Source organism: Pseudomonas sp. NFIX49 (assembly GCF_900115915.1).
Taxonomy (GTDB): domain Bacteria; phylum Pseudomonadota; class Gammaproteobacteria; order Pseudomonadales; family Pseudomonadaceae; genus Aquipseudomonas; species Aquipseudomonas pharyngis.
The window spans coordinates 685,324-700,395 of the sequence record NZ_FOYE01000003.1 but is presented as its reverse complement, the minus strand read 5'-3'; the positions used below and the strand labels follow the sequence as shown (position 1 = coordinate 700,395).

The following is a 15,072-nucleotide window of genomic DNA, read 5'->3' as shown; positions in this document are numbered from 1 at the left end:
GCCTGCCCGCCGTTATCCAGCCTCAACGGAGAGCTCCCCCATGACTGATTCCCCCGAACGCGACGAGCGCCACTTGGCGCGCATGCAGCGCAAAAAAGCCGTGATCGACGAACGCATCGCCAATTCGCCAGACGAATGCGGCCTGGTGCTGGTGCTGACCGGCAATGGCAAAGGCAAAAGCAGCTCGGCATTCGGCATGCTCGCCCGCGCCATGGGCCACGGCATGCAGTGCGGTGTGGTGCAGTTCATCAAGGGCCGCAACAGCACCGGCGAAGAAATGTTCTTCCGCCGCTTCCCCGAGCAAGTGCGTTTTCACGTGATGGGCGAGGGCTTCACCTGGGAAACCCAGGACCGCCAGCGCGACATCGCCGCCGCCGAAGCAGCCTGGGATGTCTCCCGCGAACTGCTGCGCGATCCATCGATCGGTCTGGTGGTGCTCGATGAACTGAACATCGCGCTCAAGCACGGTTACCTCGACCTGGATCAGGTACTCAGCGATCTGCAGGCGCGTCCGCCGATGCAGCACGTGATCGTCACCGGTCGCGCCGCCAAGCCGGAAATGATCGAGATGGGCGACACCGTCACCGAAATGGGCATGATCAAGCACGCCTTCCAGGCCGGCATCAAAGCGCAGAAAGGCGTCGAACTTTGAATCAACCACGTCACTGCCCGGCGGTCCTGATCGCCGCGCCGGCCTCCGGTCAGGGCAAGACCACCGTCACCGCCGCACTGGCCCGTCTGCATCGCAATCAGGGGCGCAAGGTCCGCGTGTTCAAATGCGGTCCGGACTTTCTCGACCCGATGATCCTCGAGCGCGCCAGCGGTGCGCCGGTTTATCAACTGGACATGTGGATGGTCGGCGAGCAGGAAAGTCGTCGCCTGTTGTGGGAAGCCGCCGCTGAAGCCGACCTGATCCTGATCGAAGGCGTGATGGGTTTGTTTGACGGTACGCCGTCGAGTGCCGATCTGGCGCGACATTTCGGCGTGCCGGTGCTCGGCGTGATCGACGGCACGGCCATGGCCCAGACCTTTGGCGCCTTGGCTCTGGGTCTGGCGCGCTATCAGCCGGATCTGCCGTTCGCTGGCGTACTGGCTAACCGCGTCGGCACCGTGCGCCATGCACAGTTGCTGGAAGGCAGCCTCACCGAAGGTTTGCGCTGGTACGGCGCATTGTCCCGGGAAACCGGGATCGAACTGCCGAGCCGCCATCTCGGTCTGGTGCAGGCCAGTGAACTTAATGATCTCGATGTGCGCCTCGACGCCGCCGCCGAAGCACTGGCCGGCACTTGCGAGGTAGCGCTGCCACCGGCCGTGGAATTCGCCGCGCCAGCAATCGTTGAGACCGAAAAGCTGCTCGAAGGCGTGCGAATTGCCGTCGCCCGCGACGAAGCCTTCGCTTTTACCTACGGCGCCAGTCTCGATCTGCTGCGGGCGATGGGCGCCGAGCTGAGTTTCTTCTCGCCGATCCGCGATGCGCAATTGCCTGAAGCCGACAGCTTGTACCTGCCTGGCGGTTATCCGGAATTGCACCACGTTGCCTTGGCGCAGAACACTGACATGCTCAAAGCGATCCGCGCGCATCATGCGGCCGGCAAACCGCTGCTCGCCGAATGTGGCGGCATGCTTTATCTGCTCGACTCGTTGACGGATGTCGAAGGCACCCGCGCTGATTTGGTCGGCCTGTTGAGTGGCGACGCCGTGATGCAAAAGCGCCTCGCCGCACTGGCCTTGCAAGAGGTCGACCTGCCGGAAGGCTTGTTGCGCGGCCATACCTATCACCATTCCCTGACCACCACCGAACTGACGCCGATTGCCCGTGGCCACAGCCCCAACGGCGGGCGCGGCGCGGAAGCGGTTTACAGGGAAGGGCGGATGACCGCCTCGTACGTGCACTTTTACTTCCCGTCGAATCCGTCGGCGATTGCCGCACTGTTGGTGCCATGACCGACAACGCCTTTACTGACGCCGAGCGCGAAGCGGTTTACCGCGCCATCGCCGAACGCCGCGACATGCGCCACTTCAGCGGCGGTACGGTCGAGCCTGACGTGTTGCGCCGTTTGCTTGAAGCCGCGCATCAGGCACCGAGCGTCGGCCTGATGCAGCCGTGGCGCTTCATCCGCATCAGCGACCGCGCTCTACGTGGCCAGATCCAGAACCTTGTTGAAGAAGAACGCGTGTGTACCGCCGAAGCCCTCGGCGAGCGCAGCGACGAATTCATGAAACTCAAGGTCGAGGGCATCAACGACTGCGCCGAAGTATTGGTTGCCGCGTTGATGGACGATCGCGAAAAACACATCTTTGGTCGTCGCACGCTGCCGGAAATGGACATGGCCTCATTGTCCTGCGCGATCCAGAACCTGTGGCTGGCCGCGCGTGCCGAAGGCCTGGGCATGGGCTGGGTGTCGCTGTTCGAGCCGCAGGCGCTGGCCGATCTGCTGAAACTGCCGGCCGGGGCCAAGCCGCTGGCGGTGCTTTGCCTGGGGCCGGTCAAGGAATTCTATCCGGCGCCGATGCTGGTACTCGAAGGGTGGGCGCAGGCGCGTCCGCTCAATGAGCTGCTGTATGAAAATTTTTGGGGAGTGAGTCAATGAGTGTGGCGTTGTTGAGTGTCGCCGCGGTTGCGCTGGATGCGCTGCTGGGTGAACCGAAACGCTGGCATCCGCTGGTGGCGTTCGGTAATTTCGCCGGGCGCATCGAGCAACGTTTCAATAGCGGCGGTCGCGGCTGGCGTAGCCATGGCGTCACCGCGTGGGTGATCGCGGTGTTGCCGCTGACCCTGCTGGCCACGGCGTTTTCCTGGGCGCCTTACGTGGGCTGGATCGTCGAGATTCTTGCGCTGTATTGCGCCCTCGGCATGCGCAGCCTGGGTGAGCACGTCGAGCCGGTGGCCAAGGCCCTGCGTGCCGATGATCTGGAAGAGGCGCGCAAGCGTGTGGGGTATCTGGTCAGCCGTCAGACCGATGAGCTGGACAGCACCGCCGTAGCCCGCGCCGCCACCGAGTCGGTGCTGGAAAACGGCAGCGATGCGGTGTTTGCCGCGCTGTTCTGGTTTGCCGTGGCCGGTGCGCCGGGCGTGGTGCTCTACCGTTTGAGCAATACGCTCGACGCGATGTGGGGCTATCGCAACGAGCGTTTCGAGCGTTTCGGCTGGGCGGCGGCAAAAATCGACGACGTCCTCAACTACATTCCTGCGCGGCTGGTAGCGTTGACCTACGCGCTGCTCGGCAAAACCCGACTGGCGTTGAAATGCTGGCGCACTCAGGCGCCGAAATGGGACAGCCCGAACGCCGGCCCGGTGATGGCCGCCGGCGCGGGTGCGCTGGGTGTCGAACTGGGCGGGCCGGCGATTTACCACGGCGAGCTGCACGAGCGTCCGCAATTGGGCGAGGGCACACCGGCGGATGCCAATTCCATTGATCGCGGCTGGCAATTGGTCCAGCGCGGGGTATGGTTATGGCTGCTGATTCTCTGCGTGGGGGCTGAATTCTATGCTTGAGCACGGTGGCCGGTTGCGCAGGGCGGCGCTCGAGTACGGCATCGCGGAAGAAGACTGGCTCGACCTGTCCACGGGTCTTGCGCCGTGGCCGTTTCCGGTCCCGGAGATTCCGCTGCGGGCGTGGGCGCGCCTGCCGGAAAACGATGACGGTCTGGAGCAGGCCGCCTGCGATTACTACGGCGCCAGCCAGGTGTTGCCGGTGGCCGGTTCGCAGATGGCCATTCAACTGCTGCCGCGATTGCGCCGTGCCGGCAAGGTCGGCGTGCTGTCGCCGTGTTACGCCGAGCATGCTGAAGCCTGGCGGCGCAGCGGCTATATCGTGCGTGAGGTGCTGGAGCAGGAAGTCGACTTCTTTCTCGACAGCCTCGACGTGCTGGTGGTGGTCAATCCAAACAATCCCACGGGCCTGAATCTGACCCCGGCGCGCCTGCTCGACTGGCATGCGCGGCTGGCCCAGCGCGGCGGCTGGCTGGTGGTCGATGAAGCGTTCATGGACAACACGCCGCAGCTGAGTCTCGCCCCGCATGCGCATCAAGTGGGGTTGATCGTGTTGCGCTCGTTCGGCAAGTTTTTCGGTCTGGCCGGTGTGCGGCTGGGGTTCGTGCTGGCCGAGCGCAAGTTGCTCCGGTTGCTGGCCGAACAGGTCGGGCCCTGGGCAGTCAGCGGGCCGACCCGGGTGCTGGGTCAGGCCTGTCTGCGCGACACCGAAGGCCACACGCGTCAGCGCATCCGCAGCGACGAGGCCAGCGAACGATTGGCTGCGCTGCTTGAGCGCCACGGCTTCAAGCCGCAGGGTGGCTGTGCGCTGTTTCAGTGGCTGATCACCGAACAGGCCGCCGCGCTGCACGAATTCATGGCCCGACGCGGCATTCTCCTGCGTCTGTTCGCGCACAACAGCAGCCTGCGATTCGGCCTGCCCGCCGATGCCGCCGACGAGGCGCGTCTTGAGCAAGCCCTGCAAGCATTCGCCAAGCATTGCTCCATGGAAAAACCAGCATGACCACATTAATGGTGCAGGGCACCACCTCCGACGCCGGCAAAAGCACGCTGGTGACGGCGCTGTGCCGCTGGGCAACCCGTCAGGGCGTTGCCGTGGTGCCGTTCAAACCGCAGAACATGGCGCTCAACAGTGCGGTGACTGCCGACGGCGGTGAGATCGGCCGCGCGCAAGCGGTGCAGGCCCAGGCGGCGTTTCTCGAGCCGCACACCGACATGAATCCGGTGCTGCTCAAGCCCAACAGCGACACCGGCGCCCAGGTCATCATCCACGGTCGTGCGGTCACCAGCATGAACGCCGTCGCCTATCACGACTACAAAGCCATCGCCATGCAGGCGGTGCTCGCCTCCCACGAACGTTTGAGTGCCGCCTATCCGCTGGTGATGGTCGAAGGCGCGGGGTCGCCGGCAGAGATCAATCTGCGCGCCGGCGACATCGCCAACATGGGCTTCGCCGAGGCGGTGGATTGCCCGGTGTTGCTGATCGCCGACATCAATCGTGGCGGCGTCTTCGCTCATCTGGTGGGCACGCTGGAACTGCTGTCACCGAGCGAACAGGCGCGGGTCAAAGGCTTCATCATCAACCGTTTTCGCGGCGACATCGCTTTGTTGCAACCGGGTCTCGACTGGCTGGAACAGCGCACCGGCAAACCGGTGGTGGGCGTGCTGCCGTACGTGATGGATCTGCATCTGGAAGCCGAGGACGGCATTGACCAGCGCCAGACCGACAAGGCCGAGCAAGTCCTGAAAGTGGTGGTGCCGGTGCTGCCGCGCATCAGCAACCACACCGATTTCGATCCGCTGCGTCTGCATCCGCAAGTTGATCTGCAATTCATCGCCCCGGGGCAAGCGATTCCCCCGGCTGATCTGATCATCCTGCCGGGCTCGAAAAGTGTGCGCAGTGACTTGGCGTATCTGCGCGCCAATGGCTGGGAAACCGCCATTCGCCGTCACCTGCGTTACGGCGGCAAGCTGCTGGGGATCTGCGGCGGTCTGCAAATGCTCGGCGAGCAGGTGCACGATCCGCTGGGCCTGGAAGGCGCGCCGGGTTCCAGTGCCGGTCTTGGTTTGCTGGGGTTCGAAACACAGCTCGAAGCCGAGAAGCAGTTGCGCAATGTGCGCGGGCGTCTGGCGCTGGAAGATGCCGAGGTCAGTGGTTATGAAATCCATGCCGGCGTGACCACGGGACCTGCGCTGGAAAATGCTGCCGTGCATCTGGACGACGGTCGCTGCGACGGCGCGCAAAGTCTCGACGGGCAGATTTTCGGCACCTACCTGCATGGCCTGTTCGAATCGCCGGCGGCCAGTGCCGCGCTGTTGCGCTGGGCCGGTCTGAACAATGTGCAGGAGGTGGATTACCACGGCTTGCGCGAACGCGATATCGAACGGCTGGCGGATCTGGTGGAGAAGCACCTGGATACCGGGCTGTTACGTGAACTCTGTGGAATCTCCCCATGCTCCAGTTGATCCTCGGCGGCGCCCGCTCCGGCAAAAGTCGCCTGGCCGAAAAACTCGCTACTGACAGCGCGCTGGCCGTCACTTACATCGCCACCAGTCAGCCACTGGACGGCGAGATGAATGAGCGCGTCGCCCATCATCGCGCCCGTCGTCCTGCTGAATGGGCGTTGATCGAAGAGCCGCTGGAACTGGCCCGTGTGCTGCGCGAAAACGCTGGCCCCAAGCGTTGCCTGCTGGTGGACTGCCTGACGCTGTGGCTGACCAATCTGCTGATGCTCGACGACGCCGAACGCCTCGCCGCCGAGCGTGAAGCCTTGCTCGAATGCCTGGCGTCGCTGCCGGGTGAAATCATTTTTGTCAGCAACGAGACCGGAATGGGTGTCGTGCCGCTGGGCGAATTGACTCGCCGCTACGTCGATGAAGCCGGTTGGCTGCATCAAGCTCTGGCCGAGCGTTGTCAGCGAGTTGTCCTGACGGTCGCCGGCCTGCCCCTGACTTTGAAAGGACCTGCGTTATGACCCAAGCCTGGTGGCTGAACCCGTGCAAACCGGTGGATACGGACGCCGTTGAAAACGCGGCGGCGCGTCAACAGCAATTGACCAAACCAGCGGGCTCTCTCGGGCGGCTCGAATCGGTGGCGGTGCAGTTGGCCGGATTACAGGGCCGGATCAAGCCGACACTGGATCAGGTCTGGATCACGATTTTTGCTGGCGACCATGGCGTTGTCGCCGAAGGGGTTTCCGCGTTCCCGCAGGAGGTCACCGGGCAGATGCTGCTGAACTTCGTCAGCGGCGGCGCGGCGATCAGCGTGCTGGCGCGGCAACTCGGCGCGCAGCTGGAAGTGGTGGATCTGGGCACCGTGACCCCGTCGTTGAACCTGCCGGGCGTGCGCCACCTGAACATCGGCCCGGGCACGGCGAATTTCGCCAAGGGCGCGGCGATGAGTCAGGCTCAGGGTGAACTCGCCTTGCAGGGCGGTCGCGACAGCGTGCTGCGCGCGAAGGCGGCGGGTGCGCAATTGTTCATCGGCGGTGAAATGGGCATCGGCAACACCACCGCCGCCAGTGCGCTGGCTTGTGCCTTGCTGGATTGCCCGGTGGCGCATCTGACCGGCCCCGGCACCGGGCTGAATGCCGAAGGCGTCAGCCACAAGGCGCAGGTGATCGAGCGGGCGCTGGCACTGCATGCGGCGCAACGTGGCGATGCGTTGCAGACGCTGTTCAATCTCGGCGGCTTCGAGATTGCGGCACTGGTTGGCGCCTATCTGGCGTGCGCTCAGGAAGGTGTGGCGGTGCTGGTGGATGGTTTCATCTGCACGGTCGCGGCGCTGGTGGCGGTGCGCCTGAATCCGGCCGGCCGTGAGTGGCTGCTGTTCGGTCACCGTGGTGCCGAGCCGGGCCATCGCCATGTACTGGAAACCCTCGGCGCTGAACCGCTGCTCGAGCTGGGCCTGCGTCTGGGCGAGGGCAGTGGCGCGGCGCTGGCGGTGCCGTTGTTGCGCCTGGCCTGCGACCTGCACGGCCAGATGGCAACCTTCGCTGAAGCCGCGGTAGCGGACCGCCCGGCATGACGCTGCGTCTGGATCTGCTGCGCCACGGTGAAACCGAACTCGGCGGCGGCCTGCGCGGCAGCCTCGACGATGCGTTGACCGAAAAAGGCTGGGCGCAGATGCGCGAGGCGGTGAGCGGGCAGGGGCCGTGGGATCGGCTGGTCAGCTCGCCGTTGCAGCGTTGCGCGCGGTTTGCTGAAGAGTTGAGCGCGCAGTGGGAGCTGTCGGTTTCTCTGGACAAGAATCTGCAGGAGCTGCATTTCGGTGCCTGGGAAGGGCAGAGCGCGGCGGCGCTGATGGAAACCGATGCCGAGGGCCTGGGCTTGTTCTGGGCGGATCCCTATGGGTTTACCCCGCCGCAGGGTGAACCGGTCAGCGATTTTTCTGCGCGGGTGCTGGCGGCGGTGATGCGACTGCACGCGGCGCACGCGGGTGAGCGGGTGTTGCTGGTCAGTCATGGCGGCGTCATGCGTCTGTTGCTGGCGCAGGCCCGTGGCTTGCCCCGTGAACAACTGCTCAATGTTGAAGTCGGCCACGGCGCGCTGTTTTCGCTGATCGTCGAGGCCGACGGTTCGCTCAGGGAAGTGCTCTGAAATGCTGCCTCTGTGGATCGCCCTGCAATTTCTCGGCAGCCTGCCGATTCGTCTGCCGGGGATGCCGACGCCCGAACAGCTTGGCCGGTCGCTGCTGTTTTATCCGCTGGTGGGCCTGTTGTTCGGTGTCATTCTCTGGGCGCTGAACATTGCCTTGGCCGGCACGCCGTTGCTGTTGCATGCGGCGCTGTTGCTGACGGTGTGGGTGCTGCTCAGCGGCGCGTTGCACCTTGATGGCCTGGCGGACAGCGCCGACGCGTGGCTCGGCGGGTTCGGTGATCGCGAGCGTACGCTGACGATCATGAAGGATCCGCGCAGCGGGCCGATCGCGGTGGTGACGCTGGTGCTGGTGTTGCTGCTCAAGTTCGCCGCGTTGCTGGCGTTGATCGAACAACAGCAGGGCACGGCGTTGATCATCGTGCCGCTGATCGGCCGAGCGGCGTTGCTCGGGCTGTTTCTCACCACGACTTATGTGCGGGCCGGCGGGTTGGGGCAGGCGCTGGCCGATCATCTGCCGCGCAAGGCGGGTTGGCAGGTGCTGGCGGGGAGTGCGGCGGCGTGTGTGGCGATCGCCGGGTTCGACGCTGTCGTGGCGTTGCTGCTGGCGGTTGTCGTGTTCATCTGGCTGCGGCATTTGATGGTGCGGCGACTGGGTGGAACCACCGGTGATACGGCCGGCGCGTTGCTGGAATTGCTGGAAATGTCAGTGCTGGTCGGGCTGGCCTTGTTTTGATAAGTAACTTTGATCTGTAACTTGATTTAACACAGTCGCGGGTATATACACGCATCATGCTTCCTTCTCAGTGTTTGTGCACCAACCTGCGACGCGCCGCGCGTGGCGTCAGCAGGCATTACGACGGCGCTCTCGACGGCTTCGGGATCAACGTTGCCCAGTATTCTCTGCTGTGCAATCTGCAGCGCCTGGATCAGCCGAGCATTTCCGAACTGGCCGAGGCCATGGGCCTGGATCGCAGCACCCTCGGGCGCAATCTGCGGGTGCTGGAAGGCGAGGGCCTGGTGGCGCTGGCCGAGGGCGAAGACATGCGCAACCGCATCGTCCGGCTCACCGAAACCGGTGCGCAACGCCTGGCAGCAGCCTTGCCGGCCTGGGAAGCGGCGCAACAGCGGTTGATCGACCGGCTGGGTGCCGAGAAGCGTGAAACCTTGCTGCGGCTATTGGATGAACTGGCCTGAGGGCCGGTTTTTTCCGAATCTAAGCGGGTATATACCCGCGACTGGAGAATAATAATGAGTTCGATGTGGCGTACGTGCGGTTGGGTGTTGCTGGGGAGTGCGCTGATTCTGGCGTTGTCATTGGGCGTGCGGCACGGCTTCGGACTGTTCCTGTCGCCGATGAGCGCCCAGTTCGGCTGGGGTCGCGAGGTGTTCGCCTTCGCCATCGCCTTGCAGAACCTGATCTGGGGCCTGGCGCAACCGTTTACCGGCGCGCTGGCCGACCGCTTTGGCGCTGCGAAAGTGGTGCTGATCGGCGGGGTGCTCTACGCCTTGGGCCTGGTGTTCATGGGCCTGTCGGAAACCGCGTTGGGTTTGTCCCTGAGCGCCGGTCTGTTGATCGGTATCGGACTGTCCGGGACCTCGTTCTCGGTGATTCTTGGCGTCGTCGGCCGCGCCGTGCCGCCGGAAAAACGCAGCATGGGCATGGGCATTGCCAGTGCTGCCGGTTCTTTCGGCCAGTTCGCCATGCTGCCGGGCACCCTCGGGCTGATCGGCTGGCTCGGCTGGTCGGCGGCATTGCTGGTGCTGGGCCTGCTGGTGGCGCTGATCGTGCCGCTGGTGAGCATGCTCAAGGACAAACCGCTGCCGGTGCTCGGCCATGAGCAAACCCTGTCCGAAGCCCTGCGCGAGGCGTGTTCGCACTCCGGTTTCTGGTTGCTGGCATTCGGTTTTTTCGTCTGCGGATTTCAGGTGGTGTTCATCGGCGTGCACTTGCCGGCGTATCTGGTCGATCAGCATTTGCCGGCGAGTGTCGGCACCACGGTGCTGGCGTTGATCGGCCTGTTCAACATCTTCGGTACGTACACCGCCGGTTGGCTCGGCGGGCGGATGTCCAAACCGCGTCTGTTGACCGGACTTTATCTGCTGCGCGCCGTGGTGATCGTGCTGTTCCTGTGGCTGCCGGTCACGACGACTTCGGCCTATCTGTTCGGCATGGCCATGGGCTTCCTCTGGCTGTCGACGGTGCCGTTGACCAACGGTACGGTGGCGACCTTGTTTGGCGTGCGAAACCTGTCCATGCTCGGCGGCATCGTGTTTCTGTTCCATCAGTTGGGTTCGTTCCTCGGCGGCTGGCTGGGCGGGGTGGTGTATGACCGAACCGGGAGTTATGACTTGATCTGGCAAGTGGCGATTCTCCTGAGTCTGCTGGCGGCGGCGCTGAACTGGCCGGTGCGCGAGCGCCCGGTCGAGCGCCTGCAACCGCGTGCGAGCGCTGCATGAACCGTTTCTGGCCGCAGATCGTCGTCACCGCACTCGGCGCCGCGTTGCTGGCGCTGGTGTGGTGGGGCTGGCATCAGGGCGGGCTGGCGCTGATGCAGTTGGGCATGGGTGCTTGCTAGATCGGCGGGAGGGCGAGTAACGTCGAGGTCTGACGATTGCTCAAGGATGCCCGACATGCTCAAGCGCTGGTGTGCTGTTCCCGCGTTGCTGATGGCGTTGACCGGACTGGCCCAGGCCGCGGACTGTCCGGATCTGTTGCAAGGTTCGTTGCCCAAGTTGCGGGCCAAGGAATCCATCGACCTGTGTCAGCGCTACGCCGACAAACCGCTGGTGGTGATCAACACCGCCAGCTTCTGTGGTTTCGCGCCGCAGTTCGAGGGGCTCGAAGCGCTGAATCAGCGCTACAAGGCCCAGGGCCTGGAAATGCTCGGCGTGCCGTCCAATGACTTCAAGCAGGAGTCCAAGGACAGCGCCGAGACCGCCAAGGTCTGCTACGCCAACTACGGCGTGACGTTCACCATGACCGAACCGCAGAAGGTCCGGGGTGACGATGCGACTCACTTGTTCCAGGTGCTGGCCAAACAGAGCAGCGCACCGAAGTGGAATTTCTACAAATACGTCATCGACCGCCAAGGCAAGGTGATCGCCAATTTCTCCAGCCTGACCAAACCGGATGATCCTGAATTTCTGGCGGCCATCGAGAAAGCCATTGCCTCCCAGCCGCTGAAACCCTGATCGACGCCCATTAAAAAGCCCCGCCTCTGTGAAGAGAGCGGGGCTTTTTAGTGGGCGAGGCATTAGCCTCGCCGTACAGCATCAGAAGCGGTAGGTTGCGCCGACACCGAAGCCGTTTGCCGAGTTTTCATACTGCGAGTTGTAGCTCTGGCCACGATTGTTTTCGTTGCGGATGTTGACCTTCTCTTCCTTCAGGTACGAGTAGGCGACGTCGATGGTCAGGTCTTCGGTCGGGCTCCAGCCGGCACCGATGCTGAAGATGGTCCGGTCGCCGGTCGGGATGCGTGGCGAACGGTCGACGTTGTTGGTCGGCGACTGGTCGAACGTCAGGCCGGTACGCAGTACCCATTCCTTGTTCAACTGGTAGGACGTACCGATGGCGTAAGCCCAGGTGTCATGCCAGTTCTGTTCTTCGGTGATCTCGCCGAACTGGCCAGCCAGCAGTGGCTGAACGCCGGAGTTCTTGACGGTGATCTTTTCCAGCTGGCTCCAGCGGGTCCAGGTGGTACCGGCGTAGACGTTCCAGCGATCGTTGATCGCCTGGGTGACAGAGAGGTCCACGGATTCAGGCGTGGTGATCTTCAGCGAAGCGTCGTACTTCTGGTTCGCACCCAGGCCGATCGCGCCCAGCACACCGTAGTTGACCTTGGTGTTGCCATCGAGCTTGTAGTCGACTTTCGAGTGGTAGGTCAGACCCAGGCGAGTGCTGTCGGTAGCCTGTACCAGCACGCCGATGTTGTAGCCCAGTGCGGTGTCGTCGCCCTTGATCTTGACCTTGCCGTCCGGCGCTGCCTGAGTAATCGACAGGTTGGATTCCAGCGAGCCGTCGATGCGGTTGATGGTCGGGCCGAAACCGATCGACACGACATCGTTGAACTTGTAGCTGACCGTTGGCTGGAAGGTGATGATCTTGACTTCGGACTTGCTGCCGAAGTAACGGCCGGCGAAGCCGTTTTCATAGTCGGTGATCAGGCCGAAGGGTACGTACACACCCAGACCGAATGCCCAATGCTCGTCGATCGGCTTGACGTAGTAGCCCATAGGTACGGAGGTGAAGGGCACCATGTCGCCTTTGTTGCTGCCGCCGTTCGGGCTGGAGCTGGCGTCGCTGATATCGGTTTTTGCGTCGAGGAATGCAACGCCACCGGTGATTTGTTCGCGCGTGATGCGCGACATGCCGGCAGGGTTGCCATAAACGGTGCTTGCGTCGTCGGCAGAAGAAGATCGCCCGGCGTACCCAGTCCCCATCCCGCTGATGCTGTGTTCGTTGATGGCAAAGCCAGCTGCGAAGATCTGGGTGGATGCCACGGTTACGGCAAGGCTAAGGGTGGTTTTGAGCATGACTTTTTTCATTATTAGAACTCCTGGTGATCACCGGGGCGAAAATTACCAACATTTTCGTCCCGGCGCTATAGTCCGTATGCCTTGAGTTAGAGCGGTTTTGTAGGACAATCCGACCAAAATCAATGCCTGTTGGGCGATGTTGTGAAAACAGCGCGTCAGCAAGCGACCTGATTCAGCGGTGAAACACAGGTTTGCCAGGCGCAGGTGAAGTCGCGCAGACGACCTTGGGGCTGAAAGGTCTGACGCCAGATACGCGCCATGCCCAGCAGATCGTCCGGCTCGGGGAGGGGAGTGTTTTGTTCTTCGACCAGCAGCCAGGCGATGGCTGTGGCATAACGCAAATTGACGGTCAGTTCGAGGTGCGGGCCGCTGAGGAAGGCATGCTGGCTGGCGAGGCCGCGAACCAGGCTGGCGCGTTCCGGATCCAGCGCAAGATAATGGTCCCAAAGGGCTTGGTGGCGGTGTTCGGCAATCCGGTACAGGCCGTGGCCACGACGGTCATGCAGGGCGGAACCAAGGGCGGACTGGCTGGCGGCAATGCCCAGCAGCAGGGATTCGGCGGTTGCGCAGTGACGTCCCAGGTAGATCAGCGTAGGACGGATCACATAGCGGCACAGTTCGCTGGCAGCGATACCCATAAATCCCTCGGATCTTGTTATTGGGCGGCGAGGCCTGAAGGGGGAGCTTGGCAGCTGTGGATCGACTCAGGCTCGCCGGAAGCGGATCACGCCGCTTGAGTTGAAGTGTAGTGTCATATTCGCGACGTAAAGGACTGTTTTTAAAATATTTCCGGCGCGCCGTTATAACCGTTATACCGGTTGGTGCTTAAGCGGAAAGAGGTAAAAGTGAAACATCGGGCAATAAAAAGCCCCGCATTTTCAGCGGGGCTTTTGCTTTTGCAGCCATTTCGGCCTCTCAGGCGATCAATGCCTGACGGGTGCGATCAATCACGGCCTGCAGCGGTTCGGCGCTGGAGTATTGATCGGGGTACAGACGCTCGCTGTGGCGGGCGATCCCGTGTTCATTGACCACGGTGAAGCTGAAGCAGCCTTTGCGAGCGGCCATGATCAGGCAGTTCATTGGAGCAAAAGCGTTGGTTAGGGTGCGAATGGCATCCTGAGTCTGGATTTGAGTCGACATAGTTATTAGGTGTTCCTACAAATGACACGGATAAGAACCGTGCAACGTTAAAACGTTCCAGTAACGTCAACCACCATTGGTCGAACGAAGAACCCGACTGGAACAAGGCAGCCAGTTCGAGCGCTATAAAAGTTGGCGCGCTTGGGCTGGCAGGTAGGTACTTAGGAGGACAGGCAACATATCAAGGGCAGAGGTTCTGGGCCCTTGGTGAAGATCCTGATCAATTTGCAGGTTGGTTCGGTCAGAGTAAGTGGTCTTCGCAACACTCTTTGCATTCGATTCAAAGACTGTGTCGTCGCAAGATTTACCTGGAAACCATCGAGGGGTCGATCCCGCTTTTTTCAGTGAAGGTCTCTGTAAGAGAAACTTGACCGTGGGGGTGTGTTCGACCGGAATTGACTTTCAGCTTGGTACTAACGCCGCGGATACTAACGGAACGAACCGCAGAAGGCAAACCCGATGATCAAAAAAATCAGAATCCGCTGCCCGGGCTCCCCGCCTGCCCCGATCTGGCTCACTTTACCTCCGTCGGTCGCCACGACCCGAAAGATGCTGACGCTCTGCGCAGCGGCTTATCCCCAGCACGAATGCCAAAACGACCCGAAAAGGCGCATCGATATAACCGCGTAACAGGTACTTGTGCACATTAGTTGCGCAGACTGTAACGGCGCTGTCACAACAATCCTGACCCCGATGGCTGCCTGCATCGAAAGTTTAAGTCAATGAAAAACATCGCTTTTTTTAACTGGTGAAAAAATCGTCAGTTTGACTGCGAGCCCCGTTCCACAAGGCTTTGCGGCGACTGGAGGGCGGTTGTCCACTGAGTTATCCACAGCTTCTGTGGATTGTCCCGAGCGCTTGCTCTAGCACGGGCGTGCCGGGTTTTTTTCGACTTTACCTGTGCGAAAAAAAGAGTAGAGTGGCGCGCCTTCCGATCTGTCCCACAGTGTTTTATGAAGTTTCGTTCAGCTCCAGAATCTGTTACCTCCCAACCCCCTCGTGTTACCGCTCCCAAGCGATTTTCCGTGCGCGTAGCCGAATGGCTGCTCGACAGCCCGCGCCTGGGCGACAGCCGAAATGCCAAGCACCTCGCCGGCCGCCTGCTCAAGCAACCGGCCCGGGAAGGGGTGGTCGCGGCGCAGAGTCGCCTCGGTCAGTTGATGTGTCGCGAGTGCGGCAATGCCCGGGATCGCCGGATCGGCCAGGACCTGCTGCGCCAGGCCGCCCGCGCCGGTGACCGACGCGCGCAACAGGAACTCGGCCTGATCGAAGACTGAGCTGTCCAAGACCAGACGCCTTGGTTA

At 62.3% G+C, this 15,072-nt stretch carries 17 protein-coding genes and 1 pseudogene; 15 read left to right on the top strand and 3 right to left on the bottom strand.

Translation table 11 applies throughout. The features are described from left to right. Positions 1 to 40 precede the first annotated feature (40 nt). The 14 genes and pseudogenes from cobO to BMZ46_RS11280 all read left to right on the top strand — a co-directional run bounded on the left by cobO (position 41) and on the right by BMZ46_RS11280 (position 11,284). Positions 41 to 652, top strand: coding sequence for a cob(I)yrinic acid a,c-diamide adenosyltransferase (gene cobO, locus BMZ46_RS11340; RefSeq protein ID WP_074687567.1), 612 nt, complete (start codon positions 41 to 43; stop codon positions 650 to 652). Further along, a complete protein-coding gene (locus BMZ46_RS11335; protein WP_074687568.1) occupies positions 649 to 1,944 on the top strand; it encodes a cobyrinic acid a,c-diamide synthase CobB in 1,296 nt (431 codons plus the stop codon). The genes cobO and BMZ46_RS11335 overlap by 4 nt, the downstream gene beginning before the upstream one ends. Then, a complete protein-coding gene (gene bluB, locus BMZ46_RS11330; RefSeq protein ID WP_039769819.1) occupies positions 1,941 to 2,591 on the top strand; it encodes a 5,6-dimethylbenzimidazole synthase in 651 nt (216 codons plus the stop codon). The genes BMZ46_RS11335 and bluB overlap by 4 nt, the downstream gene beginning before the upstream one ends. After that, the gene (gene cbiB, locus BMZ46_RS11325; RefSeq protein WP_074687569.1) at positions 2,588 to 3,496 is read left to right on the top strand and encodes an adenosylcobinamide-phosphate synthase CbiB; all 909 of its coding nucleotides are present in this window, start codon (positions 2,588 to 2,590) and stop codon (positions 3,494 to 3,496) included. Before bluB ends, cbiB begins: the two co-directional genes overlap by 4 nt. Continuing rightward, positions 3,489 to 4,496, top strand: coding sequence for a threonine-phosphate decarboxylase CobD (gene cobD, locus BMZ46_RS11320; RefSeq protein ID WP_039769822.1), 1,008 nt, complete (start codon positions 3,489 to 3,491; stop codon positions 4,494 to 4,496). The genes cbiB and cobD overlap by 8 nt, the downstream gene beginning before the upstream one ends. Beyond that, positions 4,493 to 5,951 (top strand): annotated as a pseudogene (locus tag BMZ46_RS11315) (cobyric acid synthase); the annotation flags it as partial. The gene cobD and the pseudogene BMZ46_RS11315, both read left to right, overlap by 4 nt. After that, positions 5,947 to 6,468, top strand: coding sequence for a bifunctional adenosylcobinamide kinase/adenosylcobinamide-phosphate guanylyltransferase (cobU, locus tag BMZ46_RS11310; RefSeq protein WP_074687571.1), 522 nt, complete (start codon positions 5,947 to 5,949; stop codon positions 6,466 to 6,468). The pseudogene BMZ46_RS11315 and the gene cobU, both read left to right, overlap by 5 nt. Continuing rightward, a complete protein-coding gene (gene cobT, locus BMZ46_RS11305) occupies positions 6,465 to 7,520 on the top strand; it encodes a nicotinate-nucleotide--dimethylbenzimidazole phosphoribosyltransferase (RefSeq protein WP_074687572.1) in 1,056 nt (351 codons plus the stop codon). The genes cobU and cobT overlap by 4 nt, the downstream gene beginning before the upstream one ends. Further along, positions 7,517 to 8,092 carry an alpha-ribazole phosphatase family protein gene (gene cobC / locus BMZ46_RS11300; RefSeq protein WP_074687573.1) on the top strand — a complete coding sequence of 192 codons (576 nt, stop codon included), beginning with the start codon at positions 7,517 to 7,519 and terminating at the stop codon, positions 8,090 to 8,092. Before cobT ends, cobC begins: the two co-directional genes overlap by 4 nt. 1 nt (position 8,093) lies before the next feature. After that, positions 8,094 to 8,825 carry an adenosylcobinamide-GDP ribazoletransferase gene (locus tag BMZ46_RS11295; protein WP_074687574.1) on the top strand — a complete coding sequence of 244 codons (732 nt, stop codon included), beginning with the start codon at positions 8,094 to 8,096 and terminating at the stop codon, positions 8,823 to 8,825. A gap of 56 nt (positions 8,826 to 8,881) precedes the next feature. Beyond that, positions 8,882 to 9,286 carry a MarR family winged helix-turn-helix transcriptional regulator gene (locus BMZ46_RS11290; RefSeq protein ID WP_007950413.1) on the top strand — a complete coding sequence of 135 codons (405 nt, stop codon included), beginning with the start codon at positions 8,882 to 8,884 and terminating at the stop codon, positions 9,284 to 9,286. A gap of 54 nt (positions 9,287 to 9,340) precedes the next feature. Further along, complete coding sequence (locus BMZ46_RS11285; protein ID WP_039769832.1) at positions 9,341 to 10,549, top strand: MFS transporter; 1,209 nt, start codon at positions 9,341 to 9,343, stop codon at positions 10,547 to 10,549. Further along, a complete protein-coding gene (locus tag BMZ46_RS29520) occupies positions 10,546 to 10,668 on the top strand; it encodes a hypothetical protein (RefSeq protein WP_007950415.1) in 123 nt (40 codons plus the stop codon). Before BMZ46_RS11285 ends, BMZ46_RS29520 begins: the two co-directional genes overlap by 4 nt. A gap of 55 nt (positions 10,669 to 10,723) precedes the next feature. Then, positions 10,724 to 11,284 carry a glutathione peroxidase gene (locus BMZ46_RS11280; protein WP_039769833.1) on the top strand — a complete coding sequence of 187 codons (561 nt, stop codon included), beginning with the start codon at positions 10,724 to 10,726 and terminating at the stop codon, positions 11,282 to 11,284. Between the two features lie 81 nt (positions 11,285 to 11,365). Here BMZ46_RS11280 and BMZ46_RS11275 read toward each other — a convergent pair whose 3' ends face one another. From BMZ46_RS11275 to BMZ46_RS11265, 3 genes are all read right to left on the bottom strand, one after another. Continuing rightward, positions 11,366 to 12,637, bottom strand: a complete 1,272-nt coding sequence (locus BMZ46_RS11275) for an OmpP1/FadL family transporter (RefSeq protein ID WP_074687575.1) — start codon at positions 12,635 to 12,637, stop codon at positions 11,366 to 11,368. Between the two features lie 146 nt (positions 12,638 to 12,783). Next, complete coding sequence (locus BMZ46_RS11270; RefSeq protein ID WP_039769836.1) at positions 12,784 to 13,266, bottom strand: hypothetical protein; 483 nt, start codon at positions 13,264 to 13,266, stop codon at positions 12,784 to 12,786. Between the two features lie 277 nt (positions 13,267 to 13,543). After that, positions 13,544 to 13,768, bottom strand: a complete 225-nt coding sequence (locus tag BMZ46_RS11265; RefSeq protein WP_007950419.1) for a hypothetical protein — start codon at positions 13,766 to 13,768, stop codon at positions 13,544 to 13,546. A gap of 953 nt (positions 13,769 to 14,721) precedes the next feature. Here BMZ46_RS11265 and BMZ46_RS11255 point away from each other — a divergent pair. After that, entirely contained in the window at positions 14,722 to 15,045 is a 324-nt protein-coding gene (locus BMZ46_RS11255; protein ID WP_074687576.1) for an SEL1-like repeat protein, read from the top strand. Positions 15,046 to 15,072: the final 27 nt, after the last annotated feature.

Bases quoted from the DNA above. Each gene is read 5' to 3' on its own strand.
- BMZ46_RS29520 (WP_007950415.1), top strand. From the start codon at position 10,546: ATGAACCGTTTCTGGCCGCAGATCGTCGTCACCGCACTCGGCGCCGCG.
- BMZ46_RS11275 (WP_074687575.1), bottom strand. From the start codon at position 12,637: ATGAAAAAAGTCATGCTCAAAACCACCCTTAGCCTTGCCGTAACCGTG.
- BMZ46_RS11270 (WP_039769836.1), bottom strand. From the start codon at position 13,266: ATGGGTATCGCTGCCAGCGAACTGTGCCGCTATGTGATCCGTCCTACG.
- cobO (WP_074687567.1), top strand. From the start codon at position 41: ATGACTGATTCCCCCGAACGCGACGAGCGCCACTTGGCGCGCATGCAG.
- cobU (WP_074687571.1), top strand. From the start codon at position 5,947: ATGCTCCAGTTGATCCTCGGCGGCGCCCGCTCCGGCAAAAGTCGCCTG.
- BMZ46_RS11255 (WP_074687576.1), top strand. From the start codon at position 14,722: ATGAAGTTTCGTTCAGCTCCAGAATCTGTTACCTCCCAACCCCCTCGT.
- BMZ46_RS11265 (WP_007950419.1), bottom strand. From the start codon at position 13,768: ATGTCGACTCAAATCCAGACTCAGGATGCCATTCGCACCCTAACCAAC.
- BMZ46_RS11280 (WP_039769833.1), top strand. From the start codon at position 10,724: ATGCTCAAGCGCTGGTGTGCTGTTCCCGCGTTGCTGATGGCGTTGACC.
- cbiB (WP_074687569.1), top strand. From the start codon at position 2,588: ATGAGTGTGGCGTTGTTGAGTGTCGCCGCGGTTGCGCTGGATGCGCTG.
- BMZ46_RS11285 (WP_039769832.1), top strand. From the start codon at position 9,341: ATGAGTTCGATGTGGCGTACGTGCGGTTGGGTGTTGCTGGGGAGTGCG.
- cobD (WP_039769822.1), top strand. From the start codon at position 3,489: ATGCTTGAGCACGGTGGCCGGTTGCGCAGGGCGGCGCTCGAGTACGGC.
- cobT (WP_074687572.1), top strand. From the start codon at position 6,465: ATGACCCAAGCCTGGTGGCTGAACCCGTGCAAACCGGTGGATACGGAC.
- cobC (WP_074687573.1), top strand. From the start codon at position 7,517: ATGACGCTGCGTCTGGATCTGCTGCGCCACGGTGAAACCGAACTCGGC.
- BMZ46_RS11295 (WP_074687574.1), top strand. From the start codon at position 8,094: ATGCTGCCTCTGTGGATCGCCCTGCAATTTCTCGGCAGCCTGCCGATT.
- BMZ46_RS11290 (WP_007950413.1), top strand. From the start codon at position 8,882: ATGCTTCCTTCTCAGTGTTTGTGCACCAACCTGCGACGCGCCGCGCGT.
- bluB (WP_039769819.1), top strand. From the start codon at position 1,941: ATGACCGACAACGCCTTTACTGACGCCGAGCGCGAAGCGGTTTACCGC.